The sequence below is a fragment of the Puia dinghuensis genome (genome assembly GCF_014642875.1).
In the GTDB taxonomy this organism is placed as follows: Bacteria; Bacteroidota; Bacteroidia; order Chitinophagales; family Chitinophagaceae; genus Puia; species Puia dinghuensis.
Genome location: NZ_BMJC01000002.1, coordinates 237,682 through 253,883, shown reverse-complemented (window position 1 = coordinate 253,883; position 16,202 = coordinate 237,682). Strand labels below are relative to the sequence as shown.

General features: G+C 53.8%; 18 protein-coding genes, 1 tRNA gene and 1 pseudogene. 8 read left to right on the top strand and 12 right to left on the bottom strand.

The features are described 5' to 3' along the window. Positions 1–18 precede the first annotated feature (18 nt). From IEY39_RS09375 to pyrE, 3 genes are all read right to left on the bottom strand, one after another. Positions 19–357 carry a hypothetical protein gene (locus tag IEY39_RS09375; RefSeq protein ID WP_188930837.1) on the bottom strand — a complete coding sequence of 113 codons (339 nt, stop codon included), beginning with the start codon at positions 355–357 and terminating at the stop codon, positions 19–21. A gap of 110 nt (positions 358–467) precedes the next feature. After that, complete coding sequence (locus IEY39_RS09370) at positions 468–830, bottom strand: heavy-metal-associated domain-containing protein (protein ID WP_188930835.1); 363 nt, start codon at positions 828–830, stop codon at positions 468–470. A gap of 81 nt (positions 831–911) precedes the next feature. Continuing rightward, complete coding sequence (pyrE, locus tag IEY39_RS09365) at positions 912–1,562, bottom strand: orotate phosphoribosyltransferase (protein ID WP_188930833.1); 651 nt, start codon at positions 1,560–1,562, stop codon at positions 912–914. A 38-nt stretch (positions 1,563–1,600) separates the two neighbouring features. Between pyrE and IEY39_RS09360 the strand changes: the two genes are divergently transcribed. Further along, a complete protein-coding gene (locus tag IEY39_RS09360; protein WP_188930831.1) occupies positions 1,601–2,224 on the top strand; it encodes an NUDIX hydrolase in 624 nt (207 codons plus the stop codon). Here IEY39_RS09360 and IEY39_RS09355 read toward each other — a convergent pair. The 8 genes from IEY39_RS09355 to prfB form a co-directional block, all read right to left on the bottom strand. Continuing rightward, positions 2,205–2,636, bottom strand: coding sequence for a hotdog fold thioesterase (locus IEY39_RS09355; RefSeq protein WP_188930829.1), 432 nt, complete (start codon positions 2,634–2,636; stop codon positions 2,205–2,207). The genes IEY39_RS09360 and IEY39_RS09355 overlap by 20 nt on opposite strands. A 6-nt stretch (positions 2,637–2,642) precedes the next feature. After that, a complete protein-coding gene (gene coaD / locus IEY39_RS09350; protein ID WP_188930827.1) occupies positions 2,643–3,119 on the bottom strand; it encodes a pantetheine-phosphate adenylyltransferase in 477 nt (158 codons plus the stop codon). 33 nt (positions 3,120–3,152) lie between these two features. Beyond that, the gene (locus IEY39_RS09345) at positions 3,153–4,079 is read right to left on the bottom strand and encodes an aspartate carbamoyltransferase catalytic subunit (protein ID WP_188930825.1); all 927 of its coding nucleotides are present in this window, start codon (positions 4,077–4,079) and stop codon (positions 3,153–3,155) included. 28 nt (positions 4,080–4,107) lie between these two features. Then, positions 4,108–4,629 (bottom strand): bifunctional pyr operon transcriptional regulator/uracil phosphoribosyltransferase PyrR, encoded by a 522-nt coding sequence (gene pyrR / locus IEY39_RS09340; RefSeq protein WP_188930823.1) that lies wholly within the window; start codon positions 4,627–4,629, stop codon positions 4,108–4,110. An 88-nt stretch (positions 4,630–4,717) separates the two neighbouring features. Next, positions 4,718–5,248 (bottom strand): hypothetical protein, encoded by a 531-nt coding sequence (locus tag IEY39_RS09335; RefSeq protein ID WP_188930821.1) that lies wholly within the window; start codon positions 5,246–5,248, stop codon positions 4,718–4,720. A 182-nt stretch (positions 5,249–5,430) separates the two neighbouring features. Then, on the bottom strand, positions 5,431–6,024 hold the full coding sequence (locus IEY39_RS09330) for a porin family protein (RefSeq protein ID WP_188930819.1): 594 nt from the start codon (positions 6,022–6,024) through the stop codon (positions 5,431–5,433). Between the two features lie 238 nt (positions 6,025–6,262). After that, on the bottom strand, positions 6,263–7,894 hold the full coding sequence (gene pruA, locus IEY39_RS09325; protein WP_188930817.1) for an L-glutamate gamma-semialdehyde dehydrogenase: 1,632 nt from the start codon (positions 7,892–7,894) through the stop codon (positions 6,263–6,265). 14 nt (positions 7,895–7,908) lie between these two features. Then, a protein-coding gene (gene prfB / locus IEY39_RS09320; protein WP_188930815.1) for a peptide chain release factor 2 occupies positions 7,909–9,001 on the bottom strand; the annotation gives its coding sequence in 2 pieces (ribosomal slippage) (positions 7,909–8,940 and positions 8,942–9,001; 1,092 coding nt in all). An 80-nt stretch (positions 9,002–9,081) separates the two neighbouring features. Between prfB and IEY39_RS09315 the strand changes: the two genes are divergently transcribed. The 7 genes and pseudogenes from IEY39_RS09315 to IEY39_RS09285 all read left to right on the top strand — a co-directional run bounded on the left by IEY39_RS09315 (position 9,082) and on the right by IEY39_RS09285 (position 15,886). Further along, positions 9,082–10,425 (top strand): ABC transporter permease, encoded by a 1,344-nt coding sequence (locus IEY39_RS09315; RefSeq protein ID WP_188930813.1) that lies wholly within the window; start codon positions 9,082–9,084, stop codon positions 10,423–10,425. Beyond that, positions 10,403–11,473 (top strand): ABC transporter permease, encoded by a 1,071-nt coding sequence (locus IEY39_RS09310; protein ID WP_188930811.1) that lies wholly within the window; start codon positions 10,403–10,405, stop codon positions 11,471–11,473. Before IEY39_RS09315 ends, IEY39_RS09310 begins: the two co-directional genes overlap by 23 nt. Before the next feature lie 133 nt (positions 11,474–11,606). Continuing rightward, entirely contained in the window at positions 11,607–11,909 is a 303-nt protein-coding gene (locus tag IEY39_RS09305) for a YtxH domain-containing protein (RefSeq protein WP_188930809.1), read from the top strand. A gap of 335 nt (positions 11,910–12,244) precedes the next feature. Beyond that, positions 12,245–12,892: pseudogene (locus IEY39_RS09300) on the top strand (transmembrane-type terpene cyclase); the annotation flags it as partial. Between the two features lie 9 nt (positions 12,893–12,901). Then, positions 12,902–13,921 (top strand): threonine aldolase family protein, encoded by a 1,020-nt coding sequence (locus tag IEY39_RS09295; RefSeq protein WP_188930805.1) that lies wholly within the window; start codon positions 12,902–12,904, stop codon positions 13,919–13,921. Positions 13,922–13,960: 39 nt separating this feature from the next. Beyond that, positions 13,961–15,589 (top strand): glucose-6-phosphate isomerase, encoded by a 1,629-nt coding sequence (pgi, locus tag IEY39_RS09290; RefSeq protein WP_188930804.1) that lies wholly within the window; start codon positions 13,961–13,963, stop codon positions 15,587–15,589. Between the two features lie 51 nt (positions 15,590–15,640). After that, a complete protein-coding gene (locus tag IEY39_RS09285; RefSeq protein ID WP_188930803.1) occupies positions 15,641–15,886 on the top strand; it encodes a hypothetical protein in 246 nt (81 codons plus the stop codon). A 107-nt stretch (positions 15,887–15,993) separates the two neighbouring features. Here the strand turns inward: IEY39_RS09285 and IEY39_RS09280 are convergent. Beyond that, positions 15,994–16,064, bottom strand: a tRNA-Cys gene (locus IEY39_RS09280). Between the last annotated feature and the right edge of the window lie 138 nt (positions 16,065–16,202).

The following is a 16,202-nucleotide window of genomic DNA, read 5'->3' as shown; positions in this document are numbered from 1 at the left end:
AAAAAATGAGAATGCAGGTCAGGAGCAAAGGGGCGTGAGAGAGAGGGAAGGTGGCGGACCTTTTAGCGAATAGTATATCGCTTCGGTGTCGGGAGTGGGGGATTGGGGTGCACTTCCGAGTTCAGTAGCTTTTTGCGTGGGAACAGTGAGGGTAAAAATGGCAGTTTTCTGCAGCGGCAACATGGCATCTTCAAAGCAGTCACAGGCCAGCTGTATCTTGTCCGAGCCAGGCGTAGCGTATGAAGAGATGGTCTTGCTCGCGTGAAGCCAATGGTGCATCCACAGGCGGAGCCCTGCCTTCTGGCTGAATACCAGTAGCAGCAATACAGCTATTGTTTTGGAGTACCGTCTTAGCATGCGACCGCAATGATAGTTGATTTGCAACGGTATTGCAAATTTATTTTGTAAACCAAATGTAAAAGCCCGGCAGGTGCCGGGCTTTACTCTATAATTGGGTTAGGTGTTCGCTATTGTTTTTTGCCGCCGCCGCCGTCTTGCGGTTTTTTGCAGCAGGTGGGCAGCCTTTTGTAGGCGTCGGGTTCAGCGGTGACATCGTCTGCGTCATAGCCAACGTTGGCGATGTCGGTTTTTATGTTTTCGATGTTGGTGCGATCGGTGAGGTAGGTGACGGTGGTGATCTTCTTTTTATAGTCGACATTTATTTTTACGATGCCGTCTTCGTGGGACATGTATCGTTCGATGCGGTCTTTACATTCCTGGCATTGGACGGTGGGGGTTTTGATCACAGCGGTGAGCTGGGGTTTTGTCTGGGCCAGGCTGGCCGTGGTGAAGCCGAAGATAAGCGCGAGAAGGAATTGAATTTTTTTCATACTTAATCGGATTGTACAACTAAATATACGGATTTTTTTGGATTACAGATGTTGGGTTGCCGGGAAGGGCGCGCTCATGGGTTAGACGCCTTGCCATTCTGCCGGACTGGCGCTCCATTGGAGGAGGATGCTTTCTTCTGCCGGGGTAACCAGGCCTTTTTCCAGGGCCAGGCTGATGAGGGTGGGGTAGTTGGACAGGGAGGTATAGGCAACGCCGGCTTTTTCAAAGGCTTCCTGTGCCACGGGGAAGCCATAGTTGAAGATGGAGACGAGGCCGATGACTTCCAGGCCTTCGCTCCGCAGGATGTCTACGACCTGCAGGCTGCTCTTGCCTGTGGAGATGAGGTCTTCGATGACGACGACGGGCTGGCCTTTTTCGTAGTAACCTTCGATCTGTTGTCCCAGGCCGTGTTCTTTTGGTTTGCTGCGGACATAGACATAGGGGAGTTTCAGCTGGTCGGCCGCCATGGCGCCCCAGGCGATGCCTGCCGTGGCTACGCCGGCCAGGAGGCCTGCTTCGGGGTATTGGGCGAAGAGGACGTTGCAGAGTTCGGATTTTATAAAATCGCGGATATAGGGGAAGCCGAGTACCCTGCGGTTGTCGCAGTAGATGGGGCTTTTCCAGCCGGATGACCACGTGAAAGGTTGTTTGACGCTGAGGCGGATGGCCTGTACCTGCAGGAGGCGTTCGGCCACGGCCCGCTGATTGGTGGTGATGATCTTTTCTGCCATGACGCGAAAGTAACTAAATTGCACGAAACCCACCTCCCATGTACATCAAGATCTACTTTAACGATAAGCCGTTGTTTCTTTGTAATGAGATGACGGACGAGATAAGGGTCTATGCCCATCATGACGATGCCGTGCTGATCGATGAATTCTCGCATCCGGCGGTGAATTCGATGATCCATGAGATGCGGCAGCCCAAAGTTCATGCGGGCATTTTTATTCATCATGACCTGGAGGAATTGAGGAAGGCCTTCTGGAAGAAGTTCGTGCTGGTGAAGGCAGGAGGCGGACTCATACGTAATGGAGAGGAGAAGTACCTGTTTATGTTGCGGCGGGGCATCTGGGATCTGCCGAAGGGGAAGCTCGATCCGGGGGAGACGATCGAACATTGCGCGATCCGGGAGGTGATAGAGGAAACGGGTATCGAGGGGGTGATCCTCGAGGGGCCGTTACTACTGACCTATCATACCTATGATGAGAGTGGAAAACATATCCTGAAGGAAACGCATTGGTTTAAGATGAGTGCGCCCGCGCCGGGGGAGCTGACGCCACAGCTGGAAGAGCAGATCACCGAGCTGCGGTGGGTGGATACGACGGGTATGCAGGAGGTGCTGCGGCATACCTTTCCGTCGGTGAGAGATGTTGTCAAAGCTGTTTTGCAATGATGGATACGGTGAGACGGCTGATGCAGACGAGTTTTTCACGCTCGTCGTAGATCTTTATTTCCCAAACATGGATGGTGCGTCCGGTGTGGAGCGGTTTGACGACGCCGGTGACGAAGCCTTCGCGGACGCCGCGGAGGTGATTGGCGTTGATCTCGATGCCAACGACGTTGAATTTCGAGTGGTCGACGACGAGGGCGGAGGCTACGCTGCCGAGGGTTTCAGCGAGTGTTGCCGATGCGCCGCCATGAAGGAGGCCATAGGGTTGTTTTGTGCGGGGATCGACCGGCATGCGGGCTTTGATGTAGTCTTCGCCTATTTCGGTGAAGACGATGCCGAGGTGGTCGCCCATCGTGTTATTGCCCAGGGGGCGGATGTGTTCTATTTTTACGGCAGGATCGAACCAGATGGCCATAGGCAGTTATTTGGTAGAGGTGAGCGATCGCTTTACTACATCGGGCAGGAATTGCATCACGTCGCCGCCATTTTTCAACACATCGCGGACGAGGGTGGAGGCGACTGAAGTATATTGGGGCAGGCAGGTGAGGAAGATGGTTTCGATGTTGTGGTCGATGCTGCGGTTCATGTCGGCGATGGCTTTTTCGTATTCGAAGTCGTTGACATAACGGATGCCACGGAGGATGAATTGGGCGCCCACCTGCTGGCAGCAGCGGACGGTGAGGCCTTCGTAGACGACGGCTTCCACCTTGGGGTTGTTTTTATAGATCTCGCGTATCCAGCCCAGCCGTTGTTCTTCGGAGAACATGGGTTCTTTGTTGGCGTTGCGGCCGATGCCGATGACCAGTTTGTCGAACAGCGGCAGCGATCGGTTGATGATGTCCTGGTGGCCGATGGTGATCGGGTCGAAGGTTCCCGGGAAGAGGGCGATACGGTTCATAGACAAGTGCGGTTTGAGAGCAAGATAATCCTTTTATTGTGTTCCCCCGGCTAGCAGATAGAGAACGGCCATGCGTACGGCTACACCGTTCTCCACCTGGTGGAGGATAATAGACTGTTTGCTGTCGGCGGCGTCGCTGTCGAGTTCGACGCCCCGGTTGATGGGGCCGGGGTGCATGATGACGATCTCTTTGCTGAGGCTGTCGAGCAGCCGCTTGTTGACCCCATAGGCAAGACTGTATTCGCGCAGGGAGGAGAAGAGCGGCTGGTTCTGCCGTTCGAGCTGGATGCGCAGGATGTTAGCGACGTCGCACCATTCGAGGGCGTTGCGCAGGTTGTATTCCACCCGGACGTCGAAGGCCTCGGTGAGGTGGACGGGGATGAGGGTAGGGGGACCGGCGATGGTGACTTCGGCGCCCATCTTCTTCAGCAGCCAGATATTGCTCAGGGCTACGCGGGAGTGCATGATATCGCCGATGATGGCTACTTTTTTGCCGGCCAGTTCACCGAGTGCTTCGCGGATGGAGAAGGCGTCCAACAGGGCCTGGGTCGGGTGTTCGTTGATGCCGTCGCCGGCGTTGACGATAGCGGCGGGGATATGTTTGGCCAGGAAGTGTGGGGCGCCGCTGGCGCTGTGACGCATCACCACCATATCCACTTTCATGGAGAGGATATTGTTCACGGTGTCGAGCAGGGTCTCGCCTTTGGCGGCGGAGGAGCCGGATGCCGTGAAATTGATGGTGTCGGCGGAGAGGCGTTTTTCTGCCAGTTCGAAGGAGATGCGGGTTCGGGTCGAATTTTCGTAGAAGAGATTGACGATGGTTACATCCCTGAGGGTTGGGACCTTCTTGATGGGACGTTGCAGAACTTCTTTGAATTGAGTGGCGGTATCTAAAATGAGCTGGATATCAACCGGTTGGAGGTCTCTAATGCCAAGAAGATGTTTGGTACTCAGTTGCATTAGAAAGCAAAGTTAATGGATTTTGTGATCAGAGTAATTCGACTTCGTCCTTTCCGTCTTTTTCTTTCCAGAAGACTTTTACTTTTTGGGTGATGATGGAGTCGATGGGACGGCCGACGTAGTCTGCCTGGATGGGTAGCTGGCGGCTGAAGCGGCGGTCGATGAGGACGCAGAGTTCGACCTTTGCGGGTCGGCCGAAGTCCAGGAGGGCGTCGAGCGACGCCCGGATAGTGCGGCCCGTCCAGAGGACGTCGTCGATGAGCACGACATTCTTATTCTCGATGGAGAAGGGGATCTCGGTATAGTTGAGCTCGTGGAGACCCTTCCGGACATCGTCGCGGTAGAACGTTATATCGAGCTTGCCATATTGGATGGCTTCCGGTTTTACTTCGGTTTGCAACTGGCGGACGATGCGGTCGGAGAAGTAGATGCCCCGCGGCTGGATGCCGATGAGCACGGTATTTTGGAGATCAAGATGGTTCTCGAGTAATTGGTGGGTCAGACGTTGGATGGTGATCGCTAGCTGCTGTTCGTTGAGGATGATCTTCAAGCGTTTTTTTTATAAAAATAAGCCAAAAAAGCATAAGCCCGGTCGACAGGTACCGGGCTTAGCAGGAAGTCAGATAGAAGAAATAAGATTATTTTTTGCCGCCGCCGAATTTGTAGAGAGCGGTGAGACCCAGGTAGGTGAGGGAGCCGCCGTTTGCGGAGACGCCGTCATAGGCAAGGATCACCTGGAACTGGTCGGCATTGTAGCCTATCTGTGGGCGGTATTCGAATCCGCTGGCGCTTGCGCCGCCGCCGGTGTAGTCGCCAAAGCCGATCTGGGCGCCGAAGAAGAATTGTTCGCTGGGATAGTAGCGGGCGCCGACGATGACAGGGATATGGCCAACGGCGGGCGCTTTGTAGGTATACCCGTAGCCTAAGTCGACGGATTTGCCAAAGAAGTCGGTGTAACCGGAGGTGGCCACACCCGTGACGTTTTCGGTGAAGGCATATTCGCCCTGGATGATACCGCCAATACCAAAGGAGTTGGTGGTGTTAAGATTGCCGGTAGGCAGGGCGAGTTGGACACCGGCGCTGAAGGTAAAATCCCCCTCGGTCATCTGGGCTTGAGAAGTCATAGCGGACGCGCAAATGATCGCTAGAGCCAAAACTGTTTTTTTCATACGTGAGTGTTTTATGGTTGGGGGCAAAGCTATCGTGGAAGGGCGAATACGCAATACTACTAAGTGGGTATTTTGATAAATGGGTACAAATTTTTTTTAATTGTGGATTAAAACAAGGCGGCCGCCCTCCGGGCGGCCGCTTCTTGCAAACATTCTATACAAACTTCTAAAAACAAACGAGACTATCTTAGTCCGTTGAACAGGACATAGGTGATGCCCAGTTGCAGCACATCATTGCGTATGCTGCCGTTGGAGCCCGTTGTGTTGCGGTCTTCTACATTGGCAATACCGACATTGTAACGGAGGTCGATACCGACCGGGCTACGCGGGATCCTGACACCAACGCCGAATACCCAGGCGAGGTCTGTGGTATTGTAGCTGTTCTTATCATTGGTACTGTTACCATTGATACTTTGGTGGGCGCTGAGCAGGAAACCCAGTTGGGGACCCGTCTCTACGTAAGGACCCACGGGCCAGGAATACTTGAGCAGGACGGGGATGTTCATGTAATTCGCATGGTATTTCAGGGTACCATTGGTGACGTCATAGCTTGCACCTTGCCCGGAATAGACCAGTTCGGGCTGGATGCCGAGATGCGGGGCGATCGCGAGCCGGAGGAAGGCTCCGGCGTTGACGTTAGTCAGCGTCTTAGCGTCACCGGCATCGCTGCCTGTCTGGGTGGCGAAGTTAGCGCCAGCTTTTAGCCCGAACTGTACCTGCGCGTGCGCGGTTGCGAAGGAGATACCTGCAAAAAGGACTAATGCTAGTTTTTTCATAACTGAGAATTAATTTATTGTTACGGGATGCAAAGATAATGCCCCATATCTAACTGCCTTCCTACGCAAAGGGCATTTTTTTATTGTGTATTGCCAAGAAAATGCGCAAATCGGGTTGTTCTTTCCTTTTAGCCAGTATTTTACGTATTGTATGTTAATGTTATCCCAATTTGTGAAAAAAATGTTATTGCTGCGTGATGCTATCACGTAGACACATAACCGCAGTGTTTGGCGGGCGTTATTCAGCGAGGAAGGGATACCGATAGTCGGTGGGTGGAACGAAAGTTTCCTTTATGGTCCTTGCGCTGAGCCAGCGGTAGAGGTTGAGCATGGAGCCAGCCTTGTCGTTGGTGCCGGAAGCGCGGGCCCCGCCAAAGGGTTGTTGACCTACTACTGCGCCGGTGGGTTTGTCGTTGATATAAAAGTTACCGGCGGCATTGCGGAGCCGGTTGGTGGCAAGGTCGATGGCTGCCCTATCCTGTGCGATGATGCTACCGGTGAGTGCATAGGGAGATGTCGAGTCGACCAATTCGAGGGTCTTTTCGAATTCGCCGGTGGGGTAGACATAGATGGTGAGGACGGGGCCAAAGATCTCTTCGCACATTGTCACGAATTTCGGGTCTTTTGCTTCGATGACGGTGGGTTCTATAAAATAACCTTTTGTTTTATCGCTGTTGCCGCCGGCGAGGATAGTGGCTTTTGTCGGATCTTGTTTGACTTTGTCGAGATAGGATTGGATCTTGTTGAAGCTGCGTTCGTCGATGACGGCGTTGATGAAATTGGAGAAGTCTTCGACAGTGCCTATTTTAAAACTCTTTATACCCGCTACCAGCTTTTCCTTTACGCTTGCGGCGAGGTTCGCCGGGATGTAGGCGCGGGAAGCGGCGGAGCATTTCTGCCCCTGGAATTCGAAGGCGCCGCGGAGCAGGGCCGTAGCCAGGACATCGGCATCGGCGCTTTCATGGGCCAGTACGAAGTCTTTGCCTCCTGTCTCGCCGACGATGCGGGGATAGGTGCGGTAGTGGCTGATGTTCTCGCCGATGGTCTTATAGATATGGTTAAACGCGGCGGTGCTGCCGGTGAAGTGGATGCCGGCAAAGTCTTTATGACCGAAACATACTTTTCCGAGCACGGGGCCGTCGACATAGATGAGGTTGATAACGCCATCGGGCAGGCCTGCTTCTTTCAGAATGCGCATAAACATCTGGGCGGAGAAGACCTGGGTGTAGGCGGGTTTCCAGATGACGGTGTTGCCGCAGAGGGCTGCGGAAGTGGGCAGGTTGCCACCGATGGCGGTGAAGTTGAAAGGAGTAATGGCCAGGACGAAACCTTCGAGGGGGCGCCATTCGGTGCGGTTGTGAATGCCGGGGCTGCTGACGGGCTGCTGGCGGTAGATCTCGCTGAGGAAATGGACGTTCCAGCGGAGGAAGTCGATGAGTTCGCAGGCGCTGTCGATCTCGGCCTGGAAGGCGTTCTTGCTCTGGCCGAGCATCGTCGTACCGTTGATGTACGAGCGATATTTTGTGGAGATGAGATCGGCGGCTTTCAGGAAGATGGCGGCGCGGTCTTCCCAGGCGAGAGCGGTCCATTTGGCCTTTGCTTTGAGCGCGGCGTCGATGGCCTGTTGTACATGGGTTTCGTCGCCTTCATGGAAATAGCCGAGCGTATGAGCAATTTCGTGCGGGGGGCGCAGGGCGATCTTTTTGCCGGTGCGGACCTCTTTATCCCCGATGTACATCGGGATATCATGTTCGATGCTTTTGAGTTGCTTCAGGGTCTGCTTGAGGAGTTCGCGCTCTTTGGTCCCCGGGGCGTATGTGAGGACCGGCTCGTTGGATGGCGCGGGGTATTGGAATGTTCCTATGCTCATGTGTGTGACGATTTTTAAGTAGTGGTTTCCTTTTCGCTCATCAGGTAGGCTTTGATAAAGCCGTCCAGTTCTCCATCCATCACCGGTTGTACGTTACCTACTTCAAAGTCGGTGCGGTGGTCTTTTATCATTTTATAAGGGTGGAAGACATAGCTGCGGATCTGCGAGCCCCATTCGATCTTCTTTTTTGTCGAGTTGGTGGCGTTCTTCATCGCCTCGCGTTTGCGCAGTTCTTCTTCATAGAGCCGGCTTTTCAGCATTTTCAGCGCTTTCTCGCGGTTCTCTCCCTGGGTGCGGGCCTGCTGGCATTCGACAATGATGCCGCTGGGGATATGTTTTAAGCGGACGGCGGTCTCCACCTTGTTGACGTTCTGGCCGCCTTTACCGCCGCTGCGGTAGAATTCCCATTCCAGATCGGCAGGGCTGACCTCGATCTCGATGCTGTCGTCTACTAAAGGGTAGACGAAGACCGAGGCGAAGGAGGTATGGCGCCGGGCGTTGGAGTCGAAGGGGGAGATGCGGACGAGGCGGTGTACCCCGCTTTCGGCTTTGAGAAAGCCGTAAGCGAACGGTCCGTCGAACTGGAGAGTGGCGCTTTTGATACCGGCGCCTTCCCCGTCCTGCAGGTCGAGTTCGGTGACGGACCAGCCTTGTTTTTCGCCGTACATCCTATACATGCGCAGCAGCATTTCCGCCCAGTCCTGGCTTTCGGTGCCGCCGGCGCCTGAATTGATCTGCATGACGCCGGGGAGTTCGTCCTCCGGCTGGTTGAGGGTACTTTTGAATTCTGCTTCTTCTATCCGGGCGAGGGCCTTGACGTAGGCTTCGCGGGTCTCTTCTTCGGTGGCTTCACCGGCCTTCCAGAAATCGAAGAGGACGGCAAAGTCTTCCACGGCCGAATCGACAGACTCATAGAGCTTGACCCAGTATTCGTTGAGCTTTATGTTCTTGAGAATCTCGGTGGCGCGCTTGTTGTCGTCCCAGAAACCCGGGCTTAGAGAGAGTTGTTTCTCTTCGTTGATCTTGAATTGACGGTTGTCGACGTCAAAGAAACCTCCTCAGGACGACCACGCGGTCCCTCATAGATTTGAGCTGTTCTTGTGTCATAAGTCCGCAAAGGTAGGGAAAAGCTACGAATTTGGGATGACAGGTATGGAAGGGAGCGTGGGAATAAGTTATATTCGGTTATGCTAATCGATCATCTGCGCAGCGCCTTGCGGACCCTGCGGCGTAACCCCTTTTATAGCTTGATCAGCATCGGCTGTCTGGCGATCGGGATTGCCGTGAGTATGACCATACTGCTTTATGTGTTGCATGAACACAGTTATGACAAGTGGCAGGCCAATGCCAAACGGATATTTTCGGTGGCGGGAACGTTCAAATTCGGGGATGCCGTTTTCAATATGGAGCGGATGAGCTATCCTACGGGGCCCATGGTAAAGCAAGCCGATGACGATGTCGAGAGTTTTGTCCGGGTTTATGAGGACTCCAGGCCGATGAATATGGAGAGCCGGATGATACCGGGTGTTGCTTTTACGGAGAAAAACAATTTCCTCTTTGCCGACAGTAATTTTTTCCGGTTCTTTTCTTTCCGGTTGTTGAAGGGCGACCCGGTGAGGGTTTTGGATCGGCCTAAAACGGTGGTGCTGACTGAGCGGACGGCCAGAAAATATTTCGGAAAAAAGGAACCTGTTGGCCAGATGCTGCGGCTGAATGGCCGTGATGACCTTGAGGTTACAGGGGTTGCGGCAGACCCCCCTTCCAATACCAGCATTCCCTTTGATGTTGTCGTTTCTCTTAGCAGCATGCCGGCGATGCCTGAATACAAGTGGATAGAGAACCCGGTTTCCGTGCAGGGGGGCATGATCAGGACCTGGCTGTTGTTGAAGAATGCAGGCGCTGCGGACCGGGTAGCGCGGACCCTCGACCGATTGTCCATCGTACCCGGCCAGCCGGAGAAGGACAGGGATCATTATTTTTTGTCGGCCATCGGCGATGTGCATCTGCATAACAATTTTGGCGACAGCAGCAATATCCGCTATTTGCAATTCTTTCCGCTGGTGGCAGGGTTGGTGTTGTTGCTGGCGTTGATCAATTATATGAGCCTGGCCACCGCGCGGGCGTCGGTGAGGGCCAAAGAGGTAGGGGTGCGTAAGGTTCTGGGAGCGGGTCGAAGCAGGATCGCGGGGCAATTCTATACAGAGTCGGCGGTGTATGCGCTGCTTTCCTTTGCTCTTGGGACGCTGCTTTTCCTGCTGCTGCGGTCTACGTTCTTCGGGTTGTTGCAGATGAAGATCGACAGTGCCTTTTTGCTCGACCCGCTTGTGCTTGCCGCCTTTGGCGGACTGCTGGTGGTGGTGATCGTCCTTTCAGGGAGCTATCCTTCGCTTGTGTTGTCGGCCTTTAAGCCGGTGATGGTGCTGTATGGAAAGCTAAGCCCGGCGACGTGGAGCGGAGCGGGTGCGGAAGGGGTTCATCTTTTTACAGTTCGCGATCTCTCTATCGCTGGTGCTTTGCAGTATCATCATTGAAAAAGAGTTGTATTATATCCGCAATACCGAGACGGGGGTCGACCGCGACAATGTGGTGATGATCCCTTTTCACAAGATGGTGCATTATGCGGCTTTTAAACGGGAGGTGGAAGCGTTGCCCGGGATCGCAGCAGCGGCAACATCGCATTACCCGATGTATGGGGGAATGGATGGCTTGGCAGTAAAGGGGCCGGGGGCGGATAAGGCGGTACAGGTGTTTATGATGCATGTGGACGATGGCTTTATTTCGCTGCTGGGATTGCAATGGCAGGACAAGCCGGTGGATGAAGGTGTTCTTGGGGACGGAAAGCATTGGATACTGAATGAAACAGCGGTGAGGACCCTTGGCATCAGCGGTGACCCGATTGGCCAGTCGCTGGACATTGCCGGCGACAAACAGCAGGTTGCGGGGGTGTTAAAGGATTTCAATTACGGGTCATTGAGAAGCAAGATCGGTTCGCTCGGCATCCTGATCGACAGGGATACGGCTTCGACCTGGGGTGGGATGAGCGGCTGTCTGCTGGGCAAGATCAAGACGCATGTCAATATACCGGCGACGGTGGATGCCATTCGCAAGATCTTTTCGAAGTATGATAAGCAGACTGCTTTCGAGTTCGATTTTGCGGATGAGGCTTTCGACCGTCAATATAAGGCAGAGGACCGGCTGGCTGGTCTTTTTGGGATGTTTACCGTTATAACGGTGATGATCGCCTGTCTGGGGTTGTTTGCGCTGGCGACCTTCTCGGCCCAGCAGCGGGTGAAGGAGATTGGTATCCGCAAGGTGATGGGGGCTTCTGCCGCGTCGATAGGGGGATTGTTGTCGCGGGATTTTCTGCGCCCGGTGTTGCTGGCGGTGGTCATTGCCTGGCCCCTGTCCTGGTTGGTGATGAACCGGTGGCTGGAGGATTTTACTTACCGGACGGATGTTCCCTGGTGGATATTTGTGCTGGCGGGGCTGGGGCTGCTGGGGGTGTCGCTGGCGACGGTGTTGTTTCGGAGTCTGCGGGCGGCGAGGGGGAATCCGGTGGACGCTCTGCGTAGTGAATGATGGGGAGAAAATTGCCCAATGCTGCGGATAAAGAATGCCTGCGTCACCTTTAACGATTTCCGGCATTGTTATTGAAAATAGCAAAGTATCCAACGGCTACATTTACCATTATTCACTTCTAAAAAATACTAATATGAATGCGCAGAAAGTCATGATAGGCGCCTTATCGGGGCTTGTCGCAGGAGTAGCTATCGGTATCCTTGTCGCCCCGGCTGAGGGAAAGGAGACTCGTCAACGTATTGCCGACACTGCCGAGTCGCTGAAACGGAAACTGCGGCAGCTGAGGGGTGCTGCCATCGATGAATTGGACGAGCTGAAGGATATCTTCGAGAAAGAGGTGGAAGGCATGAGAGAGGATGTCCGCAACCACGTGCTTGAACTGATCAAGGCCGCCAAAGAAAAAGGCAACCACATTAAAGAACATGTTATGTCCTAGGCTGACGCCATGGATGGTCGCCGGAGGGCGCAATGCTTGTCGAACAGGAATGGGGCCCCGTAAGGCTCCGGAGTGGCCCGCCGTAGGGGGGCCACTTTTTTTACGTCCTGATGGAGTAAAAGGTGGTCGTGCCGGGGTAGGACAGGGGGTGTAAAGCTATCTTGCGGGAGAGGGCGTTTGGGTAATTTTTACATCGGGGGTTAGTAAAAATACTATGCTTTTCAAGCCCTTAGGGCGTGCTATAGCTTTTGGGGGCAGGGTCTGCCCCTGGAAATAAGTGGAAACGCTTAGTATATAAGTAGCGAATTTCGTAATTTAGGGTAAATCCCCTTTCCCTAAACATGATCGAGTTTCTAAACCAGGCGCTATATGTAGTGAGCGGCACAGCATGGTCTGTCGCATATATCCTCATTATTTTACGCGGTTTTCGAGATAAGACATACGGGATGCCATTTATCTCGCTGGCCTTTAATATTTGCTGGGAATTTTGTTTTGCTACCATTTTTAATGACGGGAATCCGGTGCACCGGGCGGTGAACGGAGCGTGGTTTCTGCTGGATATCGGGATCCTGTACACCTATTTCCGGTATGGAAAGCGGGACTGGCCGCAGAGGATCAGTACTAAATACTTTTATCCCTATTCTTTCTTCATCCTTGCCACGGCTTTTGCCATCATTTGGTTTGCTACCAGGGAATTGCACGACACCTATGGCGCCAATATGGCGTATATGATGAATTTAACGATGTCCGTCCTTTATATCAACATGATCAATTCGCGGGGAAATCTTTCGGGGCAGTCGGTTGGGATCGCGGTTGCCAAATTGATCGGTACGGGCAGTTATACTATCATCTTCTATGTCTGGCATGCGAAATTCCTTGCATTTGCCGGCGGTCTTATTGTAATCTTCGATCTTATTTATCTGTTAATGGTTGTCAATGAGGGGCGATTGGTCTGGCCATTTCGCCTTAAATTGCGCTCCTAAACAGACTTTATGCCCATTGACCTTCGTTCGGATACCGTTACGCGTCCGACACCCGCCATGCTGGAAGCTATGTTCAGGGCTCAGGTGGGGGATGATGTTTTCGGCGAAGACCCTACGGTGAATCAATTAGAAGCCATGGCTGCCCGGCTCTTCGGGATGGAAGCGGCGCTTTATTGTCCCAGCGGGACGATGTCCAATCAAATAGCGATTAAGTGTCATACCCAACCGGGAGATGAGGTGATTGCCGAACGGAATGCCCATGTCTATATTTATGAGGGTGGCGGCATTGCCTTCAATTCCGGCTCGAGTGTCCGGGCGCTGGAGGGTGACCGGGGCCGGATCACGGCCGAGCAGGTGTCGCTTGCCATCAACCCGGATGATGTTCACCGCCCCCGTACTTCCCTTGTCACGTTGGAGAACACCTGCAACAGGGGTGGGGGCAGCTGTTATGACTTCGATGAAATGAAGAAGATAAGGCAGGTGTGTAGCGATAACCACCTGAAATTACATCTCGATGGGGCGAGACTTTTCAATGCCCTGGTGGCTACGGGTAAGCCTGCGCGGGAATACGGCGTCCTTTTTGACAGCATATCGGTGTGTTTGAATAAGGGGTTGGGTTGTCCGATAGGCAGTATCCTGATCGGACCGGCTGCTTTTATCCGCCAGGCCCGCCGGGTGCGGAAGGTGTTGGGCGGGGGGATGCGTCAGGCCGGGTTTATGGCAGCCTCCGGCCTCTATGCATTGGAACATCATATCGACAGGCTGGCGGAGGATCATGCGCATGCCCGGCAGATCGCTGCGGCGCTGGAGAAGAAGGATTTTGTCCATAGCGTGATGCCTGTCGAGACGAATATCATTATTTTCGAGACGGGAGACACCGTGGATTGCGCCAAGGGTCTGTCCCAGGAGTTGCGACAGAAAGGAATTTTCTGCATCGCCATTGGCGGCAACCAGATAAGGATGGTCACGCACCTGGATGTTACGCCGGAGATGGTCGGTGAGGTGATTGCCGTGATCGAACAATTATAAAATCGCTTTGTTAACACCCAAATAAAAAAGATTTTCCTTATGTTTCCGAAAGTATCACCCAAAGAAACGAAAGCCTGGCAGGATCTGCAGAACCATTATGATAAGGAGATGAAGGGCGTGCATATGCGCCAGCTCTTTGCAGCCGAGCCCGGCAGGTTTGAGCATCATTCGCTGAGGCTGGATGACATCCTCTTCGACTACTCCAAGAACATTTTTTCGGAAAAGACCCTCGAGCTCTTGCGCAGTCTCGCTGTAGAGAGCAAGGTTCCAGCCGCGATCGAGGCGATGTTCACCGGTGAGAAGATCAATGCAACGGAGAACCGGAGCGTGTTGCACACGGCCCTGCGGAATCTGCCGGGAAAGCCGGTGTACAGCGACGGCAAGGATGTGATGCCCGATGTGCTGCGTGTGCTGGCCCAGATGAAGGATTTTTGCGCCCGCATCCACAGCGGGGAATGGAAGGGGTATACGGGTAAGAAGATAAAATACATCGTCAATATCGGCATCGGGGGCAGCGACCTGGGTCCGGTGATGGTGACCGAGGCCCTGCGGCCTTATTGGAAAGAGGGGATGCAGGCCTATTTTGTCAGCAATGTCGATGCTACGCATATCGTAGAGACGCTGAAGAAGGTGACACCAGAAGAGACGCTTTTCCTTGTCGCCTCCAAGACCTTTACCACTCAGGAGACGATGACCAATGCGCATTCGGCCCGCGACTGGTTTCTGAGATCCGCAAAGGATGAGGCGCATGTCGCCAAGCATTTTGCCGCCCTGTCCACCAATGAGAAAGAGGTGACAAAGTTTGGCATCGACAAGGCCAATATGTTCGAGTTTTGGGATTGGGTCGGCGGACGTTATTCCCTGTGGAGCGCTATCGGGCTGTCCATCGCGCTGACTGTCGGGTATGACAACTTCGAGCTGTTGCTGAAGGGTGCGCATCAGACGGATGTGCATTTCAGGACGACGCCTTTCGAGAAGAATATTCCGGTGACGATGGCCGTGATCGGGCTTTGGTACACTGATTTCTTTGGATCGCAGACGGAGGCTATCCTTCCCTACGATCAGTATATGCACCGGTTTGCCGCCTATTTCCAGCAGGGGAATATGGAGAGCAATGGTAAGAGTGTCGATCGCAATGGCAAGCCGGTGGAGTGGCACACGGGGCCGGTTGTCTGGGGGGAACCCGGCACCAACGGACAGCATGCTTTCTACCAGCTGATCCACCAGGGGAGTATCCTGATCCCTTGTGATTTTATCGCGCCGGCCCGGAGTCATAATCCCCTGGGGGACCATCATGCCAAGCTGCTGTCGAATTTCTTTGCTCAGACGGAGGCCTTGATGAATGGAAAGAATGAGGCGGAATTGCAGGCGGAGAAGGTTCCGGCGGAGCTGATCCCTTATAAGAAGTTCAGCGGCAACCGGCCGACGAATTCCTTCCTTATAAAGGAGATTACGCCGTTTACGCTTGGGGAATTGATCGCGTTGTATGAGCATAAGATCTTTGTGCAGGGGGTGATCTGGAATATCTTCACTTTCGACCAGTGGGGGGTTGAGCTGGGCAAGCAGCTGGCGGGGAAGATCCTGCCGGAGTTGCAGGGAGATGGGGAGGTGAAGAGCCATGATTCGTCGACGAATGGGCTGATCAATGCGTGGAAGAAAATAAGGTAAATTTTTTTATGTAATAGGGCGGGGCCCTGCATCCGGGAGGAAAATATGCGTATGAAAATACTGTATGTTGTCCTGCTGGTGGCAGGGCCTTTTGTCGTTAGGGGGCAGATGGTGTGGCGGCCCGGAGGCGGTGATTCGGTGCGGGTCATGCGGCCCGATGGGATGGCCTGTCTTGTGCCGGACAGGGCGAAGGTGGAGCGGATGCCGGTGGTGCGGGTCAGGAGTGGGGACAGGATGCCGAATGCGCTGGCGATGAAGCCGAAACGGTGGGAGCTGAGGATGTGGCCGCAGCCATGAGGGCGGGTGGCGGTGGGCTGATGCGGGCATAAAAAAAGGGTAGTGTAGAAACACCACCCGCAAAGGTCTAACCATTGTTGCCATAAAAATCGATGGGTATGCCTGTGCAGTTACGGAAGGAGTCGAACCCCCCTAAAAGGTCTTGCTGACCTCCGCCTCGCCGCTCGGCCACGTAACTCTTATGGATGCAAGATAGGGGATGGCTATTAGTCTACCAAATTAGTGGACTAATATTTTTTTTTATGGCGGGCAACCATGGCACAAAGGCTGCCGTTTGCATTAAAGGATCTCACTTATCCAGCCGGAAAGAACTTCC